The sequence below is a fragment of the Burkholderia sp. MSMB1072 genome, assembly GCF_001524725.1.
GTDB lineage: Bacteria > Pseudomonadota > Gammaproteobacteria > Burkholderiales > Burkholderiaceae > Burkholderia.
In genome coordinates this window covers 11950-32252 of the sequence record NZ_LOYC01000030.1, presented here as the reverse complement: position 1 = coordinate 32252, position 20303 = coordinate 11950, and the positions used below count along the sequence as shown (strand labels likewise).

At 66.5% G+C, this 20303-nt stretch carries 18 protein-coding genes; 13 read left to right on the top strand and 5 right to left on the bottom strand.

The window, feature by feature from the left end; translation table 11 throughout:
- Nucleotides 1-37 precede the first annotated feature (37 nt).
- Nucleotides 38-2182, bottom strand: a complete 2145-nt coding sequence (locus WS89_RS13420; protein WP_059791437.1) for a phosphocholine-specific phospholipase C — start codon at nt 2180-2182, stop codon at nt 38-40.
- A gap of 395 nt (nt 2183-2577) precedes the next feature.
- Nucleotides 2578-3438 (bottom strand): pyridoxal kinase PdxY, encoded by an 861-nt coding sequence (pdxY, locus tag WS89_RS13415; protein ID WP_059501536.1) that lies wholly within the window; start codon nt 3436-3438, stop codon nt 2578-2580.
- A 184-nt stretch (nt 3439-3622) separates the two neighbouring features.
- Here pdxY and WS89_RS13410 point away from each other — a divergent pair, with 184 nt between their 5' ends.
- Complete coding sequence (locus WS89_RS13410) at nt 3623-4684, top strand: alpha/beta fold hydrolase (RefSeq protein ID WP_059501534.1); 1062 nt, start codon at nt 3623-3625, stop codon at nt 4682-4684.
- Nucleotides 4685-4720: 36 nt separating this feature from the next.
- On the opposite strand, the gene WS89_RS13405 is transcribed toward WS89_RS13410, so the two are convergent.
- A complete protein-coding gene (locus WS89_RS13405; protein ID WP_059501532.1) occupies nt 4721-5719 on the bottom strand; it encodes an LLM class flavin-dependent oxidoreductase in 999 nt (332 codons plus the stop codon).
- 638 nt (nt 5720-6357) lie between these two features.
- On the opposite strand from WS89_RS13405, the gene hpnI reads away from it, so the two are divergent.
- From hpnI to WS89_RS13380, 5 genes are all read left to right on the top strand, one after another.
- Nucleotides 6358-7533 (top strand): bacteriohopanetetrol glucosamine biosynthesis glycosyltransferase HpnI, encoded by a 1176-nt coding sequence (gene hpnI, locus WS89_RS13400; RefSeq protein ID WP_059791435.1) that lies wholly within the window; start codon nt 6358-6360, stop codon nt 7531-7533.
- Nucleotides 7534-7666: 133 nt separating this feature from the next.
- Nucleotides 7667-9109, top strand: a complete 1443-nt coding sequence (gene hpnJ, locus WS89_RS13395) for a hopanoid biosynthesis associated radical SAM protein HpnJ (RefSeq protein WP_306453344.1) — start codon at nt 7667-7669, stop codon at nt 9107-9109.
- A 3-nt stretch (nt 9110-9112) separates the two neighbouring features.
- Complete coding sequence (gene hpnK / locus WS89_RS13390) at nt 9113-9997, top strand: hopanoid biosynthesis-associated protein HpnK (protein WP_059501528.1); 885 nt, start codon at nt 9113-9115, stop codon at nt 9995-9997.
- Entirely contained in the window at nt 9994-11043 is a 1050-nt protein-coding gene (locus WS89_RS13385) for an HpnL family protein (protein ID WP_059791433.1), read from the top strand. The genes hpnK and WS89_RS13385 overlap by 4 nt, the downstream gene beginning before the upstream one ends.
- A gap of 88 nt (nt 11044-11131) precedes the next feature.
- Nucleotides 11132-11686, top strand: a complete 555-nt coding sequence (locus WS89_RS13380; protein ID WP_034206821.1) for a lipoprotein — start codon at nt 11132-11134, stop codon at nt 11684-11686.
- Nucleotides 11687-11689: 3 nt separating this feature from the next.
- Here WS89_RS13380 and WS89_RS13375 read toward each other — a convergent pair whose 3' ends face one another.
- Together WS89_RS13375 and WS89_RS34640 are read right to left on the bottom strand one after the other, a co-directional pair.
- Complete coding sequence (locus WS89_RS13375) at nt 11690-11986, bottom strand: BrnA antitoxin family protein (protein WP_027783976.1); 297 nt, start codon at nt 11984-11986, stop codon at nt 11690-11692.
- A complete protein-coding gene (locus WS89_RS34640; RefSeq protein WP_257128168.1) occupies nt 11970-12581 on the bottom strand; it encodes a BrnT family toxin in 612 nt (203 codons plus the stop codon). Before WS89_RS34640 ends, WS89_RS13375 begins: the two co-directional genes overlap by 17 nt.
- An 82-nt stretch (nt 12582-12663) precedes the next feature.
- Here WS89_RS34640 and WS89_RS13365 point away from each other — a divergent pair, with 82 nt between their 5' ends.
- The 7 genes from WS89_RS13365 (at nt 12664) to astA (ending at nt 20298) form a co-directional block, all read left to right on the top strand.
- The gene (locus WS89_RS13365) at nt 12664-13353 is read left to right on the top strand and encodes an ABC transporter permease (protein WP_006488734.1); all 690 of its coding nucleotides are present in this window, start codon (nt 12664-12666) and stop codon (nt 13351-13353) included.
- The gene (locus WS89_RS13360; RefSeq protein WP_034206823.1) at nt 13350-14063 is read left to right on the top strand and encodes an ABC transporter permease; all 714 of its coding nucleotides are present in this window, start codon (nt 13350-13352) and stop codon (nt 14061-14063) included. Before WS89_RS13365 ends, WS89_RS13360 begins: the two co-directional genes overlap by 4 nt.
- Before the next feature lie 20 nt (nt 14064-14083).
- Nucleotides 14084-14884, top strand: a complete 801-nt coding sequence (locus WS89_RS13355) for an ABC transporter ATP-binding protein (RefSeq protein ID WP_034206824.1) — start codon at nt 14084-14086, stop codon at nt 14882-14884.
- A 22-nt stretch (nt 14885-14906) separates the two neighbouring features.
- On the top strand, nt 14907-15947 hold the full coding sequence (locus WS89_RS13350) for a GlxA family transcriptional regulator (protein ID WP_059782519.1): 1041 nt from the start codon (nt 14907-14909) through the stop codon (nt 15945-15947).
- A gap of 1007 nt (nt 15948-16954) precedes the next feature.
- Nucleotides 16955-18187, top strand: a complete 1233-nt coding sequence (locus tag WS89_RS13345; RefSeq protein WP_059501812.1) for an aspartate aminotransferase family protein — start codon at nt 16955-16957, stop codon at nt 18185-18187.
- A 30-nt stretch (nt 18188-18217) separates the two neighbouring features.
- Entirely contained in the window at nt 18218-19270 is a 1053-nt protein-coding gene (gene aruF, locus WS89_RS13340) for an arginine/ornithine succinyltransferase subunit alpha (protein ID WP_059791431.1), read from the top strand.
- Nucleotides 19267-20298 (top strand): arginine N-succinyltransferase, encoded by a 1032-nt coding sequence (gene astA, locus WS89_RS13335; protein ID WP_059791429.1) that lies wholly within the window; start codon nt 19267-19269, stop codon nt 20296-20298. The genes aruF and astA overlap by 4 nt, the downstream gene beginning before the upstream one ends.
- Nucleotides 20299-20303: the final 5 nt, after the last annotated feature.

Here is a 20303-nt window from a genome sequence, read left to right as displayed (position 1 = left end):
GCGCGGCCCGCCGGGGCCGCGCCGCGTTGGGTCGACGTCAGTCGGACAAGGCGTCCGATGCGGCTTCGGCGTCGTCGTGCGACGCGGTCGTGCGGATCAGCGGGTCGCTGGTGCTTGGGCGGCCCGTTTCGACGTGACCCGCGAAGCGGCGCAGGAAGCCGAGCAGCCGGCCGTCGCTGACGGTCAGGTCGTACCAGCCGTGGCTGCCGCGCAGGTCCCAGTAATCGTCGACGTGCGCGCCCGGCGCGAGGTCGAACGTGCGCGCTTGACCGTGGCCGTACGCGTTCGTGACCTTCAGGCGCACGGCCTTGTGGCCGCGGTTCATCAGGCGCAGCGTGATGTTGCCGTTCGCGACGTCGTAGCCGTAGATCACCTCGGGGTTCACGTTCGCGCTGCCGACACCGGTCGCGAACGGGCCGCGGAAATGGCAGTAGAAGCCGTTCGGGCCGTACACGTCGAGGTCGTACAAGCCGAGCGACGCGGCGGCGCTCCACGTGTCGGCGACGCGCTTGCCGGCTTCGACCGTGTACGCCCACGGGCCGTCGACGCGATTGCGCGACTGGACCTGGAACGCCGCGCCTGCCCGGCCCGTGTTCGCGAAGGTCAGCCGGAACTGGCCGTTCGCGGCTTCGACGCGGCCGTGCACGAACAGCTCGTACGGCAGCGCACGCGCCGGACGCAGCCCGGCCTCCTGTTTCGGCAGCTTCTGCAGCACCGGCGGCACCGGGATGTAGTCGGGATGGCGCGCGCGGTCGGGCGGCGCGTAGCCGCTCGTGTCGGGCAGCGTCGGCCAGGCGGCGTCCGCGGTCGCGAAGTCGAACGCCGACGTCAGGTCGCCGCACACCGCGCGACGCCACGGCGACACGTTGGCGGCCGTGACCGGATACTGCGCGCCGAACCGCGCCTCGATGAATTGCAGCAGCGACGTGTGATCGAAGGTCTGCGAGCAGACCCAGCCGCCCTTGGTCCACGGCGACACGACCAGCATCGGCACGCGCGGCCCCAGGCCGTACGGGCCGGCCATGTGCGATGCGTCGCCGGCGTATACCTCGTTGGTCGTCGCGACCGTCGACAGCCCGTTGTCGCGCGACTGCGGCGCGAACGGCGGCGGCACGTGATCGAAGAAGCCGTCGTTTTCGTCGTACGTGATGAAGAGCGCGGTCTTGCTCCACACGTCGGGATTCGACACGAGCACCTTCAGCACCTGCTCGATGTACCACGCGCCGTAGTTGGCGGGCCAGTTCGGATGCTCGGAATACGCTTCCGGCGCGCAGATCCACGACACCTGCGGCAGCGTGCCGTTCTTCACGTCCTGCTGCAGCACGTCGAACAGCGTGCCGCCGGCGCTGACGTTGGTGCCGGTGCGCGCCTTGTCGTACAGCGGCGTGCCGGGCAGCGCGGTGCGGTACTGGTTGAAGTAGAGCAGCGAGTTGTCGCCGTAGTTGCCGATGTACGGGTTTTGCGTCCAGCCCCACGAGCCGTTCGCGTCGAGCCCGGTGCCGACGTCCTGGTAGATCTTCCACGACACGCCGGCCTGTTCGAGCACTTCCGGATAGGTCGTCCAGCCGTAGCCCTTTTCGTCGTTGCCGAGCACCGGGCCGCCGCCCGTGCCGTCGTTGCCGACGTAACCGGTCCACATGTAGTAGCGGTTCGGGTCGGTCGAGCTCGGGATCGCGCAGTGGTACGCGTCGCAGATCGTGAACGCGTCGGCGAGCTGGTAGTGGAACGGGATGTCGTCGCGCTTCAGGTACGCCATCGTCGTGGTGCCCTTGTTCGGCACCCACTGGTCGTAGCGGCCCTTGTTCCAGGCGGCGTGCATGTCCTGCCAGCCGTGCGGCAGGTCCTGCAGGAACTGCAGGCCGAGCTTGTCGGCACCCGGGTGGAACGGCAGCAGTTCGGCCGGGCCGACCGGCTGGTGAAACACCGATTTGCCGTTCGCGAGGCGCAGCGGGCGCGGGTCGCCGAAGCCGCGGACACCGCGCATCGTGCCGAAGTAGTGGTCGAACGAACGGTTCTCCTGCATCAGGATCACGATGTGTTCGATATCGCGGATCGTGCCGGTGCGGCGGTTCGCGGGAATCGCGAGCGCATCTCGGATCACGGGCGGGAACAGGTTCAGCGCGGCGGCGCCGGCAGTGCCGGCGGCGACACGCAGGAAGTCACGACGGTTCGATCGGGTCATGGTCGTTATCGTGCGGAAAAGGGGGAGCCGATTGGCGGGACCTGCGGGAACGGCGCGTGCCGGGTCGCAGGATGCGGCTGCGCCGGTTCGTGCCGCCGCGAGCATAGCGAGGAATCGGTGTCATTCATGTGAAGTCCGGAAACGTTTGCACGCGCGGATCGGATGGCGGGCGGCGGCACGCCGCCGTACGAACCGCGAGGAAGCGGCGACGGTCGAGGCGGGCGGCGCGTGGCACGCCGGAGGAGTGGGGAGCGGCGGGACGGGTGCGGGGGCGGCAGAGGGACGGCAGAGGGACGGCAGAGGGACGGCGGAGGGACGGCGGAGGGCGGTAGAGAGCGGCAAAGGTGCAGAGGGTGCAGAGGGGCGGCAGCGGCGACGATCGCGATGCGCATGCGTCAGGCGTCGGTCACCCACGCGCCGAACCATTCGCTCGGCCGCGCGATTTCGTCCTGCGCGGCGACGAGTTCGAGCTCGTAGCGGCGGGCGTCGTAGGTGGCCTTCACGACCGCATGCACGGCTGCGAGCGTGTGCTCGAACGCGGCGCGCACCGAGTCGCCGCGCAGCCGGCACGCGACGAAGATCGCGCTGGTCAGGTCGCCGACGCCGACCGGATGGCGCGGAAACGCATACAGCGGCCGCTGGCCGATCCACGCTTCGGTTTCGGTGACGGCGAGCATGTTGAAACGGTCGGCCGGGCTGTTGCGGTCGTGCAGGTGCTTGACGAGGATGATCTTCGGGCCGCGGCGGATCAGCGCGCGGCAGGCGTCGACGGCTTCGGCGACGGTCTCGATGCGCCGCCCGGCGAGCTTCTGCAGCTCGGTGTGGTTCGGCGACATGCCGTCCGCCAGCGCGGGCATCTCCTGGACGATGAATTCCTCGACACCGGGCTCGGGCCGGATGCCGCCCGTCTGGCCCATCGCCGGATCGCAGAAGTACCATGCGTTCGGATTCATCGCCTTCACCGAGCGCACGATCTCGGCCGCCGCGCGCGCCTGCGGCGGCGAGCCGAGAAAGCCGGACAGCACCGCGTCGCAACGCTTGAGCGCGCCGATGGCGGCGACGCCGTCGACGAGCTGTTCCATCTTCGCGGCATCGATCGCGCTGCCGGCCCAGTGGCCGTACTGCATGTGATTCGACAACTGGACGGTGTTGAGCGGCCAGACGTTGATGCCGAGACGCTGCATCGGGAACACGGCCGCACTGTTGCCGGCATGGCCGTAGATGACGTGCGACTGAATGCTGAGGACGTTTTTCATGGGAATTCGCCTGCACGCGTTTCAGGGTCACGTCACACGATACCCGAGTTCGTCGTGCGCACGGAAGTCGCGCGGCCCCGGAGTGTTGCGCGTCGTCGTCATGCGACCGCGTAAAATCGCGGGGCGCGATGCAGCACGGGTGCAGCCCGACTGCCCGCGCGCGTCTCCAATCACCGTGATCGCCATGCTTTCGATTTGCAAGATGTTGTCCGTCGCGCGCGCCGCCGTGCTCGGCGCGAGCGCCGCCGCCGCGTGCGCGATACCCGTTGCGACCGTCGCCGCGACACCCGCCGCCAACGACGGGCCCGTGTACGGCCCGCGCCTCGAAGGGTTCGCGTATCCGGCGCCCGTGCACGAATACGCGTTCGTGTCGCAGCGCGAAACCCTCGAGATGGCGTACCTCGACGTGCAGCCTGCGCACCCGAACGGCCGCACCGTCGTGCTGCTGCACGGGAAGAACTTCTGCGCGGCGACCTGGGAGGACACGATCGGCGTGCTGAGCCGCGCAGGCTACCGCGTGATCGCGCCGGACCAGATCGGCTTCTGCAAGTCGTCGAAGCCCGAGCGCTACCAGTACAGCTTCCAGCAACTCGCGCGCAACACGCACGCGCTGCTCGAATCGGTCGGCGTGAAGTCGGCGACGATCATGGGCCACTCGACGGGCGGGATGCTCGCGATCCGCTACGCGCTGATGTATCCGAAGGCGACCGAGCAGCTCGTGCTCGTGAACCCGATCGGCCTCGAGGACTGGAAAGCGCTCGGCGTGCCGCCGCTGTCGGTCGACTACTGGTATGCGCGCGAACAGAAGACCACGGCCGACGGGATCCGCCGCTACGAGCAGGGCACGTACTACGCGGGCAAGTGGTCGCCGTCGTACGAGCGCTGGGTGCAGATGCTCGCCGGGATGTATCGCGGCGCCGGCCGCGACGCGGTCGCGTGGAACTCCGCGCTGATCTACGACATGATTCTCACGCAGCCGGTGGTCTACGAACTCGGCGCGATCCGCGTGCCGACGCTGTTGATGATCGGCGACAAGGATACGACCGCGATCGGCAAGGACGTCGCGCCGCCCGACGTGCACGCGAAGCTCGGCCGCTATCCGGAGCTCGCGAAGCGCACGCAGGCCGCGATTCCCGGCGCGCAGCTCGTCGAATTCCCGGCGCTCGGACACGCGCCGCAGATCCAGGACCCGGACGCGTTCCACAAGGCGCTGCTCGACGGGCTGGAGGCCGTGCACCCGCAGTGATGCGGGGCAGGCGGCCGGCCGCGCGCGGTCGTGCCGTCAGCTTGCCTCGTTCGCGAGCTCGTCGCGGATCTGGGCGGTCAGCTCGAACGAGCGCAGCCGCGCGGCATGATCGTAGATCTGCGCGGTGACGATCAGCTCGTCGGCGCCCGTCTGCGCGATACGGTCGCGCAGCTTGTCGCGCACCGTATCGCGCGAACCGACTGCCGCGAACGACAGCGAATGCGCGACGGTCGCGAGTTCGAGTTCGTTCGCCTCGAGCACGTCGACGGGCGGCGGCAGCTTGCCCGGCGTGCCGCGCCGCAGGTTGATGAACTGCTGCTGCAGCGACGTGAACAGGCGCCGCGCCTCGTCGTCGGTGTCGGCCGCGAACACGTTGACGCCGACCATCGCATGCGGCTTCGGCCATGCGGCCGACGGCCGGTACTGCGCGCGATAGATCTCGAGCGCCCGCATCAAATAATCCGGCGCGAAATGCGACGCGAACGCGAACGGCAGCCCGAGCATCGCCGCGAGCTGCGCGCTGAACAGGCTCGACCCGAGCAGCCACACCGGAACGTCGAGCCCGGCGCCCGGCACCGCCCGCACGCGTTGACCGGGTACCGGCTCCGCGAAGTAGCGCTGCAACTCCGCGACGTCGTCCGGAAACGAGTCCGCGCTGCCGATCAGGTCGCGGCGCAGCGCGCGCGACGTGGTCTGGTCGGTGCCCGGCGCGCGGCCGAGGCCGAGATCGATGCGCCCCGGATACAGCGACGCGAGCGTGCCGAACTGCTCGGCGATCACGAGCGGCGCGTGGTTCGGCAGCATGATGCCGCCCGAACCGACCCGGATCGTCTGCGTGGCACCCGCGACGTGGCCGATCACGACGGCGGTGGCCGCACTCGCGATCCCCGGCATGTTGTGATGCTCGGCCAGCCAGTAGCGCCGGTAGCCCCAGCGCTCTGCGTGCTGCGCGAGGTCGACGGTGTTACGGAACGCTTGCGAGGCGTCGGCGCCGGCCGGAATGGGGGCGAGATCGAGTACGGAAAAGGGTGTCATCGGGGGGACCTTCGAAACGGGGTGGCGTGGTGATGCGATTACGCAACAAACGCCAAGGATTTTGCCAAAGGGTTCCGGAACGTGCTGGCGGCGCGCGGATACCCATGCGCCTTACAGGGGCGCAGGGTTGCTTGCGACGATCGTTGCAAAAATCAATCTAATCGTCGATTAATTACCAAATTTTACGGCGATTGGAAGTGATACCGCATCGACATACAAATTTGCACGAAACGTTTGATTTTCAAGACTGCAATACGCCTGCAAAGTGCTTACGCTAATGTGAACGTGGCCGGGCCGATCGGGTTCGTCGACCGCTCAGCTTTGCCGGAATTGCACTAGTCCGTTTCTCGTAGCGCCGAGCGCGGGGGGGCGCGGACTGCTAAAATCCGGCGCCTGCCCATGTTGTGCCGATGGAGCCATTCGAGTCTTCCCGCATGCCGTCCTGGCGCTGCGCGGGGATACGCCACGCGAAGCCGGGCATGGCCGAACCCGAACAACGGGTCGTGCCTCCCCCTTACAGACGCTGCTGGAACAAGGAGTCGGGTCGTGCCCGCGTTCGTCGTTGTCGGAAAACCGCATCACGCTCAATCGCGCTCAAGCGTTTGCCATGGCGCCCAGGCCGCCGGGAGGCGTCGCGCATGACGCCCACCGTCACGCTGCTCGACTGGCTCCTGATCGCGTTCACGCTGGCCGCGGCCGGTTATGCGCTTGTCGCGGCCTTCGCGCCGCGGCCGCGCACGCCGCGCACGGCGGTGCGCGACGGCTTCGAGCCGGTCAGCGTGCTCAAGCCGCTGTGCGGCGCCGAGCCGCACCTGTACGAAAACCTCGCGACTTTCTGCGCGCAGCGCCATCCGCGCTATGAGGTGCTGTTCGGCGTCGCATCGTCCGCCGATCCGGCGATCGCCATCGTCGAGCGGCTGCGCGCCGATCATCCGGAGTGCGACATCACGCTCGTGATCGACGCGCGCGTGCATGGCAAGAACCTGAAGGTCAGCAACCTGATCAATCTCGCCGAGCGCGCGAAATACGGCCGCATCGTGATCGCGGACAGCGACATCGCGGTGCAGTCCGACTATCTGGAGCGCGTGACGGCGCCGCTCGCCGACGCGTCGGTCGGGGTCGTCACGTGCCTGTATCATGCGCGCAGCGTCGGCGGCTTCTGGACGCGGATCGGCGCGCAGTTCGTCGACGCCTGGTTCGCGCCGTCGGTGCGGATCACGCACCTCGGCCGCTCGAGCCGTTTCGGCTTCGGCGCGACGCTCGCGCTCACGCGCGACACGCTCGACCGGATCGGCGGTCTCTTCGCGCTGAAGGACGAGCTGGCCGACGATTTCTGGCTGGCCGAGCTGCCGCGCCGCCTCGGGCGGCGCACCGTGCTGTCGGAGGTCGAGGTCGCGACCGACGTGATCGAACCGTCGTTCGGGCCGCTATGGCACCGCGAGACGCGCTGGCTGCGCACGATTCGTTCGCTGAACCCGGCCGGCTTCGCGTTCCTGTTCATTACGTTTACCGTGCCATGGCTCGCGATCGGCGCGGCGCTCGCATTGCGCCTCGACGGCACCTTCGCCGGCTGGCTGGCTGGCGGAGCGGCTGCGGTCGGCGCATTCGGGCGGCTCGTGCTGCATGCGCGCGGCGAGGACGGCTGGCGCGCGTTCTGGCGCGACCTGCCGCTCGTCGCGGTGCGCGACACGCTGCTCGCGCTCGAGTGGCTCGCGGCCGCGTTCGGCACGCAGGTCGTGTGGCGCGGCGCAAGGATGACGGTCGTCGGCGGCGAGCGCGCGACGGCGGCCGTGGAAGCAGTGGACGGCCGCTAGGGCTGTCGATCGAACCGGCCCGCGGGCCGAGACGCGTCGCACGGCGAAGCCGCGCGGCGCGACATGACGGAGAGGCGGGCGCCGGCATGGCGGCCCGCGGTTTTTTGACTGAATCGTTGTAACGAAACGAACTATGCAGGCTACCGGAGCATTCATGAAAACGCTGTTCTTGCAGGCCCCTTCGTATGACGGCTTCGACGGCGGAGCCGGCTCGCGCTATCAGGCGAAGCGCGAAATCCGTTCCTTCTGGTATCCGACCTGGCTCGCGCAGCCGGCCGCGCTCGTGCCGGGCAGCCGCGTCGTCGACGCGCCGGCCGACGGCCTGTCGGTCGAGGAGACGCTGAAGATCGCCAACGACTACGATCTCGTGATCATCCACACGAGCACGCCGTCGTTCCCGACCGACGCGATGTTCGCGCAGGATCTGAAGAAGATGAAGCCGTCGATGCTGGTCGGCATGGTCGGCGCGAAGGTGATGGTCGATCCGCACAACTCGCTCACGGCGAGCGACGCCATCGACTTCGTGTGCCGCGAGGAGTTCGACTACACCTGCAAGGAACTCGCCGAAGGCAAGCCGTTCCCCGAGATCAAGGGCTTGAGCTGGCGCGCGAAGGACGGTTCGATCGAGCACAACGAAGCGCGTCCGATCCTCGAGAACATGGACGAGCTGCCGTTCGTCGCGCCCGTCTACAAGCGCGACCTGAAGATCGACAACTATTTCATCGGCTATCTGAACTATCCGTACGTGTCGATCTACACGGGCCGCGGCTGCAAGTCCCGCTGCACGTTCTGCCTGTGGCCGCAGACGGTCAGCGGCCATCGCTACCGCACGCGCTCGGTCGAGAACGTGCTCGCGGAAGCGAAGTGGATCCGCGACAACATGCCGGAAGTGAAGGAACTGATGTTCGACGACGACACCTTCACCGACGACCTGCCGCGCGCCGAAGCGATCGCGATCGGTCTGGGCAAGCTCGGCATGACCTGGTCGTGCAACGCGAAGGCGAACGTGCCGTACAAGTCGCTGAAGGTGATGAAAGAGAACGGCCTGCGCCTGCTGCTGGTCGGCTTCGAATCGGGCGACGACCAGATCCTCGTGAACATCAAGAAGGGCGTGCGCACCGATTTCGCGCGCCGCTTCAGCGCAGACTGCAAGAAGCTCGGCATCAAGATCCACGGCACCTTCATCCTCGGCCTGCCGGGCGAGACACAGGAGACCATCAAGAAGACGATCGAGTACGCGAAGGAAATCAACCCGCACACGATCCAGGTCTCGCTCGCCGCGCCGTATCCGGGCACGACGCTCTACAAGCAGGCCGTGGAAAACGGCTGGATGGAAGAGAACAAGACCATCAACCTGGTGAGCAAGGAAGGCGTGCAGCTCGCCGCGATCGGCTATCCGCACCTGTCGCGCGACGAGATCTATCACCATCTCGAGCAGTTCTATCGCCAGTTCTACTTCCGTCCGTCGAAGATCTGGGAGATCGTGCGCGAGATGCTGACGAGCTGGGACATGATGAAGCGTCGCCTGCGCGAAGGCGTCGAGTTCTTCCGCTTCCTGCGCGCGCACGAGGCCTGATCCGTGGCGACGCAGCGGGCGGCGCAGGCGCTGATTTTCACCGCGGACGACTTCGGGCTGCATCCGCGCGTCAACGCGGCGGTCGAGCGCGCGCATCGCGACGGCGTGCTGAACGCCGCCAGCCTGATGGTCGGTGCGCCCGCGGCGCAGGATGCGATCGAACGCGCGCGGCGGCTGCCGTCGCTCGCGGTCGGCCTGCATCTGGTGCTCGCGGACGGGCCGGCCACGCTTCCCGCGCATGACATTCCCGCACTCGTCGGCCCCGACGGGCGATTCGGCGACGCGATGGCGAAGGACGGCTGTCGCTTTTTCTTCCTGCCGCACGTTCGCGCGCAACTGCGCCGCGAAATCCGTGCGCAGTTCGATGCGTTCGCGGCGAGCGGCCTGCCGCTCGACCACGTGAACGCGCACAAGCATTTCCACCTGCATCCGACCGTGCTGTCGATGATCGTCGAGATCGGCCGCGACTACGGGCTGCGCGCGGTGCGGCTGCCGTACGAAACCGGCGCGCCCGCGTGGCTCAAGCCGTGGATCGCGCTGGTGCGCGCGCGGCTGAACCGGGCCGGGCTCGCGCATAACGACTACGTGGTCGGCATCGAGCGGACGGGCGCGATGGACGAGGCCGTGCTGCTCGACGCGCTCGCGAAGCTGCCGCCGGGTGTCGGCGAGATCTACTGCCATCCGGCCGAAGCCGGCGACGGCCCGATCACGCCGACGATGGCCGGCTACCGTCCGGTCGACGAACTGGATGCGCTGCTGTCGCCGCGCGTCGCGGCCGCGCTGAAGGCGGCGGGCGTCGCGACCGGCGGCTTCGCCGCCGTATTCGGCGAGCCCGCGGCACGGCGCGGCGCGCACGCGTCGCGGGCGCCGGGAGCCCAGCCGTCATGAGCAAGTGGATCAAGTGGCTCGGCTGGCCGATCGGCATCGGCATCCTGCTCGCGCTGGGGCTGCACGAAGGCGTCGGTGACGTGTCGCAGATGCTCGCGCGCGCCGGCTACGCGCTGCTGTGGCTGGTGCCGTTCCACGCGCTGCCGCTGCTGCTCGATGCGTACGCGTGGCACCTGTTGCTCGACCGGCGCAGCTCGCTGCCGTTCCTGTGGTGGATCGCGACCGTGCGCGAGGCCGTGAACCGGCTGCTGCCCGTGGTCGGGATCGGCGGCGAGATCGTCGGCATCCGGCTCGCGCGCTGGCAGGTGCCCGACGCGAGCCGTGTGACTGCGTCGGTGATCGTCGAGGTGCTCGTGACGATCGTCGTGCAGTATGCGTTCGCGGCGCTCGGCCTCGTGCTGCTGCTCGCGGCAACCGACAACATGGGCGGCGGCACGATCGGCCTCGCGCTGTTGCTGACGCTGCCGTTGCCGGTGCTCGGCGTGGTGCTGATGCGGCGCGGTGGCATCTTCCATGCGATCGAGCGTTTCGCGGGCCGCCTGCTCGGCGATTCGCACCGGCTGCTGCAGGGCGTCGACGGCCGTCGGCTCGACGCCGACATCGATTCGCTGATGTCGCGCACGGGCCTGCTGTTCAGCGCCTTCTTCTGGCAACTGGCCGGCTACGTGCTCGGCGCGCTCGAGATCTACTGGGCGCTCGCGCTGCTCGGCCACCCGGTGTCGATCGGCGGCGCGATCGCGATCGAGGCGATGACGCAGGCGGTGCGGCATGCGGCTTTCATGGTGCCGGGCGGGCTCGGCGTGCAGGAAGCGACCGTCGTGCTGCTCGCGCAGATGTTCGGCGTCGACCGCGAGACGGCGCTGTCGCTCGCGGTGGTCAAGCGCGGCCGCGAGGTGCTGTTCGGTTGCCTCGCGCTCGGCTCGTGGCAGCTCGTCGAGCTGCTGCGCACGCGCCGCCGTCTGGGCGCGCCGCCGGCCGTGCCGCGCACCGCGCCGCCGGCGAATCGGGCGTCCGAAACCCGGGCCGAAACGGAAACGACGCATTGAATCCGGGACGGGTCGCACGGCCCGTCTCGCGCTTTCGGCGTCGCGCGGGTATCCTTGCCGCGTGTTTCCTACACGCGCAACTCTTCCGATGATTTTCCGTTTCCGGCTGCTTTCCGTGACGATGCTGGCCGCTGCGCTGGCGCTAACCGGTTGTGACGACCAAGGCCATCTCGACGTGCAACGTATCAGGGACTTCTTCAACGCGATCAAGCCCGCGCCGCTGCTGCTGAAGGGGCTGAAGGTCGGCGAATCGACCGAGGCCGACGTGCGCGGCACGATGGGCAAGCCCGAGACCGAGCGCACGTTCACCGACGGCTCGAAGCGTCTCGAATATCCGCGCGGCCCGATGGGCAACCAGACCTGGTTCGTCGACCTCGATGCGAACGGGCGCTACACGGGCGCGACGCAAGTGCTGACCGCCGAGAATTTTGCGAAAGTGCGCCCGGGGATGAACGAGGACGAGGTCCGACGCCTGCTCGGCAAGCCTGGCGACATCGCGCAATACCCGCTGAAGCCCGAGACGGTCTGGAGCTGGCGCTGGCTCGAGGACGGCGTCAACACCGATGCGTTCTTCAACGTCCATTTCGGCCCGGACGGGCTCGTCTATACGACTTCGCGCTCCGACATCCTGAAAGGGCGGTGACGTTTACGCGCGGCGCTTCTTCAGCCAGTCGCGCAGCGCGTCGTTCATGCGCGTCTGCCAGCCGGGGCCGTCCGCCCGAAACGCGGCGAGGATGTCGGCGTCGTAGCGGATGCTGACTTGTTCCTTCGGGTGCTCGAGCTTCGGGCGCCCGAATTTCTTCGCGACGACCTCGACGAATGGCTCCATCGCATCGATTTCTTCGTCACTGAGTTCATGGGCGTCCGGATCGGCGGCGATGCCGCGCGCGATCGCCGCTTCTTCTTCGGGCGTGTTGCGTATGAATTTAACCGCCTTCTTCATATCGAATCATCTCTCGGTTGTTGGCTTTTCGCAGGCTGACGACACGCAGTGCGCGGCCGCGCGGGACGACGATCGCCGTGTGAAGGCGCGCGCCGATCGGCACCAGGCAGACCCAGCGCGTCTCGCCGTAATCGCGACGAACGTCCGGCCACGCGCACGCTGCGTCCCACTCGGCGAATTCGGCCATTCGCAGCGATATGCCATGTTTCAGTCGGTTCGACAGATCCTTGGCATCATCGAAAACGAACGGAATTCCGACTAATTGTGGATGCGAAAACATGAGGTGGCAAGAAGTTTTTGTAGATGCAAAAATGAGGCGTCGCCGCGGATGACATCGAATCGGCCTGCATCGCGTCGCGGGCATGAGCGAGCGATTGTGTGGCGTGTGTCCGGACATGCCCATTCGGCTCGATGGCCAGTGCGGCGCTATATCGAAAAAGCGACCGGAAAATTGCAAAAAACCCGCTTCCCGACGTGTCATGAGACTGTCAGGAAACGGGTTTTTCCCTTTTGAAACAGCGCCGTAAGTCATGCGCACAAATGGTGGGACGAATTGCTGCGACGCAGCAAACGCGTGCACGGTGATTTGAGGCAATCAATTTCGCTTGCGACTATCCGCGTCAGCCCGGCGCGGGACAGGCATACGCGTCGGCATTCATTCAATTCTGGAGACGCGCGTGTTCCTTTACGGCTTTGGTCCTGTCCTCTGGGCCGGCACCGTGCAGACCATCGAGCTGTCGGTGCTGTCGCTCGCTACTGCGGTGGCATTGGGACTGATCGGCGCGGTGGCGAAGCTGTCGCACAACCGGGTGCTGCGAGCGATCGCGACCGGCTATACGACGCTGATCCGCTCGGTGCCCGATCTTGTGCTGATGCTGCTGCTGTTCTACAGCATCCAGATCTGGCTGAACCAGTTCACCGACCTCGTCGGCTGGAACCAGATCGACATCGATCCGTTCGTGGCCGGCGTGCTGACGCTCGGCTTCATCTACGGCGCGTACTTCACCGAGACGTTCCGCGGCGCGTTCCTGTCGGTCCCGCGCGGCCAGCTCGAAGCCGGCGCGGCTTACGGGATGAGCGGCGCGCGCGTGTTCGCGCGGATCATGTTTCCGCAGATGATGCGCTTTGCGCTGCCGGGCATCGGCAACAACTGGCAGGTGCTCGTGAAGGCGACCGCGCTGGTGTCGATCATCGGTCTTGCGGACGTCGTGAAGGCCGCGCAGGACGCCGGCAAGAGCACCTTCAACATGTTCTTCTTCATCCTCGTCGCGGCGCTGATCTATCTCGCGATCACGACCGTCTCCAACCTCGTGCTGATCCAGCTCGAGAAGCGTTATTCCATGGGCGTGCGGCACGCAGAACTATGATCGAGATCCTCCAGGAATTCGGCAAGGCGTTCCTTTTCTGGGACGGCCAGCGCCTGTCCGGCCTCGCGGTGACGCTGTGGCTGCTCGTCGCATCGATTTCGCTCGGCTTCGTGTGCGCGGTGCCGCTCGCGGTCGCACGCGTGTCGAGGAACAAGTGGGTGTCGATGCCCGTGCGGTTCTACACGTACGTGTTTCGCGGTACGCCGCTCTACGTGCAGTTGCTGCTGATGTACACGGGCATGTACAGCCTCGAGTTCGTGCGCTCGCACTCGCTGCTCGACGCGTTTTTCCGCAGCGGCTTCAACTGCGCGATCCTCGCGTTCGCGCTGAACACCTGCGCATACACCACCGAGATCTTCGCCGGCGCGATCCGTGCGATCCCGCACGGCGAGGTCGAGGCGGCGCGTGCGTACGGGATGACGCCGTTCACGATGTACCGCCGCGTGATCCTGCCGTCGGCGCTGCGCCGTGCGCTGCCGCTGTACAGCAACGAAGTGATCCTGATGCTGCACGCGACGACCGTCGCGTTCACGGCCACCGTGCCGGACATCCTGAAGGTCGCGCGCGACGCCAATTCCGCGACCTACATGGCGTTCCAGTCGTTCGGAATCGCCGCGCTGATCTATCTTGCGGTATCGTTCGCACTCGTCGCGGCGTTTCGCCGCGCGGAGCGCCACTGGCTCGCGTATCTCGCGGCCGCCCGTCATTGAATTCACTCGAGGAGAGCCAGTTGGCCGAGATCACTCAAACGAGCGCGTCCGCTTCCGTGAAGCTTGCCGCGGTCGACATTCACAAGCGCTACGGCGACAACGAGGTGCTCAAGGGCGTGTCGCTGGACGCGAAGGCGGGCGACGTCATCAGCATCATCGGCGCGAGCGGCTCGGGCAAGAGCACGTTCCTGCGCTGCATCAATTTCCTCGAGCGGCCGAATGCGGGGCAGATCGTCGTCGACGGCGAGGCCGTGCGCACGAAGGCCGACAAGACCGGCGCGCTGGAGGTGGCCGATCACAAGCAGCTGCAGCGCATCCGCACGAAGCTCGCGATGGTGTTCCAGCACTTCAACTTGTGGGCGCACATGAACGTGCTCGAGAACGTGATGGAAGCGCCCGTGCACGTGCTCGGCATTTCGAAGAAGGAAGCCGAGGAGCGTGCGCGCGAGTACCTGGAGAAGGTCGGCCTGCCGCCGCGCGTCGAGAAGCAGTATCCGTCGCATCTGTCCGGCGGCCAGCAGCAGCGCGTGGCGATCGCGCGGGCGCTGGCGATGCATCCGGACGTGATGCTGTTCGACGAGCCGACCTCCGCGCTCGATCCGGAACTCGTGGGCGAAGTGCTGAAGGTGATGCAGAAGCTGGCCGAGGAAGGCCGCACGATGATCGTCGTCACGCACGAGATGGGCTTCGCACGCAACGTGTCGAACCACGTGATGTTCCTGCACCAGGGGCGGACCGAGGAAGAGGGCGATCCTAAGGAAGTGCTGGTGCGCCCGCAGAGCGAGCGGCTCAAGCAGTTCCTGTCGGGCAGCCTCAAGTAACGCGACGGGGCAGGTTTCAACCGTGGTACCGGTGTCCCGTCCCGCAGGCGCCACCCGCACGACGCAGGTGGCGATCGTTGCATTGCCGCCCGTGTCGATGTCGGGTGTGGGTCCGATCGTCGATGCGCTGAATCTCGCGAACGAGATCGACGGGCGGCTTTTGTACCGCTGGCAGGTGTGTTCGTGGGATGGGCGGCCGGTGCCGCTCGCGGGCGGCGCGCAATGGCATGCCGATGCGGCGTTCAACGATGCGATCGCGTGCGACTGGTTGATCGTCGTGTCGGAGCGGTTTCAGCAGTTTGCCGATTACCGGCTGTTTCTCGCGAGTCTCGCCCGGGTCGGGCAGCGCACGCCCGTCGTGACCGGCATTCACCACGGCGTGTGGTGGCTTGCGATGGCGGGACAGCTCTCCGGGTATCGCGTAAGCGTGAACTGGGAGACGTACCAGCAGTTCGCCGAACAGTTCGAGCGGTCGATCGTCACGCAGCAGATTTTCGAGATCGATCGCGACCGGGCGACTTGTGCCGGTGGGCAGGCAACCGTCGATTTCATGCTGGCCATGATTGGCCGGGAGCATGGGGCGGACCTCGCGGAGCGGATTGCCGATGCGCTCGGGGTCGGGGCGCTGCGCAGCGGCGAGGAGCGGCAGCGGATTCCTTTTGTCACCGCGCCCGGCGAGCGGCATCCTCGGTTGAACGACGCGTTGCTGTTGATGGAGGCCAATGTCGAGGATCCGTTGACGACCGATGAGATCGCCGGGTTGGTCGGCGTGTCGCGCCGACAGCTCGAGCGGCTCTTTCGGCAGTATCTCGGGGCGATGCCCTCCAAGTATTACCTCAATCTTCGATTGCTCAAGGCAAGGACGCAGTTGCAGCGGACCAGTAAGTCCGTCGTTCAAGTGTCGCTCGCCTGTGGGTTCTCTTCTGCTGCGCATTTTTCCAATGCTTATCGAGAGAGGTTCGGCGTCACGCCGCGGGAAGATCGACGAGCCTGGCTCGAGAAGCAGACCGGCGGGGGCAGCGAGCCTCGAGGGGGGGCGCTCGTTGAGCGGGGGAAGGATTGAGGGTGGTTTTTTGGGGTTTGGTTTTGGGGGGATGTTCGCGGGGTTGCTTGCGGTTTTCGTGAAATGCCCGTGATCGTGTCGGTCCATTAGCGTCGCCCCTGCGCGGGGCGGCGGTCACTTTTCTTTGTCTTGCCAAAGAAAAGTAACCAAAAGAAAGGCGCTCGAAATCGCATGACCTCCCGGTGCCATGGCCAGCAGAGTGGCCACCATCTAAGTGTCCGCGCCAGTCAGGACAACGGAGTGGTTCGAGCAATGGTTCTGACACCACTCACTACCCCACGGAGCGGTATACCCTCCGCTAGCTCCGTCCTCGCTTCGCTCGGCCGACAGGTCCATCCCCACCATGCCGACATTGCCCGTCCTCAGCAGGGACCCACTGTATTTTCGATACGCAGGAAAGCCTTGCGAGAAAATGGGGGCCGCAAACACGTGCTATCGGAGACACCGATAGTCAAATGACCTGGTCATATAAATGCCGAGAGCGGGAAGAGTGCCGGCACTGACAGTTCGTGGAGAAGCGCGAACGCAACCGCACGCCCTGAAGTACCTTGCAGCCGAGCGTAGCGAGGATGGAGCTAGCGGAGGGTATACCGCTCTGTTGGGTAGTGAGAGGTGTCAGAACCATTGCTCGAACCACTCCGTTGTTCTGACTGGCGCGGACACTTTTGTGCGGACCACTCTGCTGGCCATGGCACCGGGAAGTCATGCGATTTCGAGCGCCTTTCTTTTGGTTACTTTTCTTTGGCAAGACAAAGAAAAGTGACCGCTGCCCCGCGCAGGGGCGACGCTAATGGACCGACACGATCACGGGCATTTCACGAAAACCGCAAGCAACCCGCCAACCAGCAAAAGCCCCAAAATACCGCCAAGCGGCAGCTGCCCCTTCCCGAGAGGGCAAAAAACCAAAACCTTCCGATAGAACCCGTCGCAATTCCGCAAGACGCTTGCGTCACCCTTACCTAAACTTGATCCTGTTGAACCCTCTTACGAAACCGAAAGGAACGACCATGACGACCTCGACCGTGACCCGCCAGACATTCGACGAAGTGATGGTGCCGGTATTTTCCCCCGCCCCGTTCGTGCCGGATCGCGCAGAGGGCTCCCGCGTGTGGGACACGGCCGGCCGTGAATACATCGATTTCGCGTGCGGCATCGCGGTGACGTCGCTGGGCCACGGCCACCCGGAACTGCTGAAGGTACTCGACGAGCAAAGCCGCAAGCTCTGGCACATCGGCAACGGCTACACGAACGAGCCCGTGCTGCGCCTCGCGAAGCGCCTCGAATCGCTGACCTTCGCCGATCGCGCATTCTTCGCGAACTCGGGCGCGGAAGCGAACGAAGCCGCGCTGAAGCTCGCGCGCCGCGTCGCATTCGATCGCCACGGGGCCGACAAATTCGAAATCGTGTCGTTCGTCCAGTCGTTCCATGGCCGCACGTTCTTCACGGTCAGCGTCGGCGGCCAACCGAAATACTCGGAAGGCTTCGGCCCCGTGCCGGAAGGCATCAAGCACCTGCCGTTCAACGACATCGAAGCCGCGAAGGCCGCGATCGGCCCGAAAACCTGTGCCGTGATCGTCGAGCCGGTGCAGGGCGAGGGCGGCGTGATCCCGGCCGATCCGGCGTTCCTGAAGGCGCTGCGCGAAGCATGCGACGCCAACGACGCACTGCTGATCTTCGACGAAGTGCAAACGGGCGTGGGCCGTACGGGCCAGTTCTACGCTTACATGGACACGGGCGTCACGCCGGACATCCTCACGACCGCGAAAGCGCTCGGCAACGGCTTCCCGATCGGCGCGATGCTGACGACGAACGAACTGGCCGCGCACTTCAAGGTCGGCGTGCACGGCACGACGTACGGCGGCAACCCGCTCGCGTCGGCGATCGCGGACAAGGTCGTCGAACTGATCGGCGATCCGGCCCTGCTCGAAGGCGTGCGCGAACGCAGCGTGCGCCTGAAGGGCGCGCTCGAACGCATCAACGCGCGTTTCGGCATCTTCAAGGACGTCCGCGGCAAGGGCCTGCTGGTCGGCGCGGAACTCACCGCCGCATTCGACGGCCGCGCGAAGGACTTCGTCACCGCCGCCGCCGAGAACGGCCTGATCATGCTGATCGCCGGCCCGAACGTGCTGCGCTTCGTCCCGTCGCTGGTGATCCCGTTCGACCTGCTCGACGAAGGCATGAAGCGCTTCGAGAAGGCGGTCGAACAAGTGCTCGCCGCACAGGAAGCCACCGCGCGCTGATCGGCGCGCCTATCGCAGACAGGAACGACGATGCTATTTGTTCGCCCCGGCAAACTCACGGATCTCGATGCGCTCGCGCACATGGCGCGCACCGCGCAGCCGGTCCTGCACTCGCTGCCGCACGACCGCGCGGCGCTCGAAGCGCGTGTGGCGCTCTCCGAGGATTCGTTTCGCGCGGACGTCGACTTCGCCGGCGAGGAGTTCTATCTCTTCGTGCTCGAGGATTCGTCGACCGGCAAGCTGCTCGGCACGGCGAGCATCGTGGCCGCGGCCGGCTACTCGGAACCGTTCTACGCGTTCCGCAACGACGCACTGATCCACGCGTCGCGCGAGCTGCACGTGAATCGCAAGATTCACGCGCTCACGATGTCGCACGAGCTGACCGGCAAGAGCCGGCTCGCGGGCTTTTACGTCGATCCGTCGCTGCGCGGCGACGCGGCCGCGCATCTGATCTCGCGCGCCCGGATGATGTACATCGCCGCTAACCGTCGCCGCTTCACGCCGGAAGTCTTCACGCTGCTGCTCGGCGTGAGCGACGCCACGGGCGCGTCGCCGTTCTGGGAAGCGGTGGGCCGCAAGTTCTTCGGCCGCGACTTCACCGACGTCGACATCGCATCGGGCGGCCGCAGCCGCACGTTCATCGCGGAAGTGATGCCGGCCTATCCGCTCTACGTGCCGCTGCTGCCGGAAGCCGCGCAGCGCGTGCTCGGCGAGCCGAACGAAACGGCGTTGCTCGCGTACGACATCCATCTCGAGGAAGGTTTCGAGCCCGATCGCTTCGTCGACATCTTCGACGCCGGCCCGGTGCTGACCGCGCAGGTCGACCGCACCGCGTGCGTGAAGCACGGCTCGGAGCGCGTCGTGCGCGAGGCCGCGCATCAGCAGGGCGACGTCGCGTACATGGTGTCGACGGGCAGCGGCGAATCGTTCCGCTGCGTGCTGGCCGACCTGCCGGGCGACGCGCACGATGCGCCGCTGGCCGGCGACGTGCGCGCGGCGCTCGATGTGAAGGAAGGCGATGTGGTGCGCTGCGTGCCGCTGCATCGCCGCAGCGATGAAGATTTGACGGGAGACGCAGCATGATCGTCGTTCGGGTCGTACAAACGGGCGACGTCGACGCGCTCGTGTCGCTCGCGCAGGAAACCGGGCCGGGCCTGACCACGTTCAAGCCCGACCGCGACGCGCTCGCCGCGCGCATCGAACGCTCGCGCCGCACGCTCGAAGGCCGGGCCGCACCGGGTGAAGCCGGCTACTTCTTCGTGATGGAAGACTCGAAGACGGGCGACATCGCAGGCGTGTGCGGAATCGAAACGCAGGTCGGCCTCGAGCAACCGTTCTATAACTATCGCGTCAGCACGGTCGTGCACGCGAGCCAGGAGCTCGGCGTGTGGACGCGGATGTCCGCGCTGAACATCTCGCACGACCTGACGGGCTACGCGGAAGTCTGCTCGCTGTTCCTGAGCCCGCGCTATCGCACGGGCGGCGTCGGCGGCCTGCTGTCGCGCTCGCGCTTCATGTTCATCGCGCAGTTCCGCGACCGCTTTCCGGAACGCATCTGCGCGGAACTGCGCGGCCACTTCGACGAGGACGGCACGTCGCCGTTCTGGCGCGCGGTCGGTTCGCACTTCTACCAGATCGATTTCAACGCGGCCGACTACCTCAGCTCGCACGGCCGCAAGTCGTTCCTCGCGGAACTGATGCCACGCTATCCCGTGTACGTCGACCTGCTGCCGCAGGACGCGCAGGACGCGGTCGGCCTCACGCACCGCGACACGCTGCCGGCCCGCAAGATGCTCGAGGCGGAAGGGCTGCGTTACCAGAACCACGTCGACATCTTCGATGCGGGTCCCGTGCTCGAATGCCACGTCAACGACCTGCGCACGGTGCGCGAGAGCGTCGTCGTGCCGGTCGCGATCGGCGTGCCCGATGCACGTGACGACGCGCCGAAGTCGCTCGTGTCGAACACGTCGCTCGGGGATTTCCGCGTCGGCGTCGCGCCGGGCGTGGTCGCGAACGGCTCGTTCGTGCTGTCGGCCGACGATGCCGCCGCGCTCGACGTGAAGGCCGGCGATCCGGTCCGCGTGCTGCCGCTCAAAGTCAAACAGGGATAAACGAA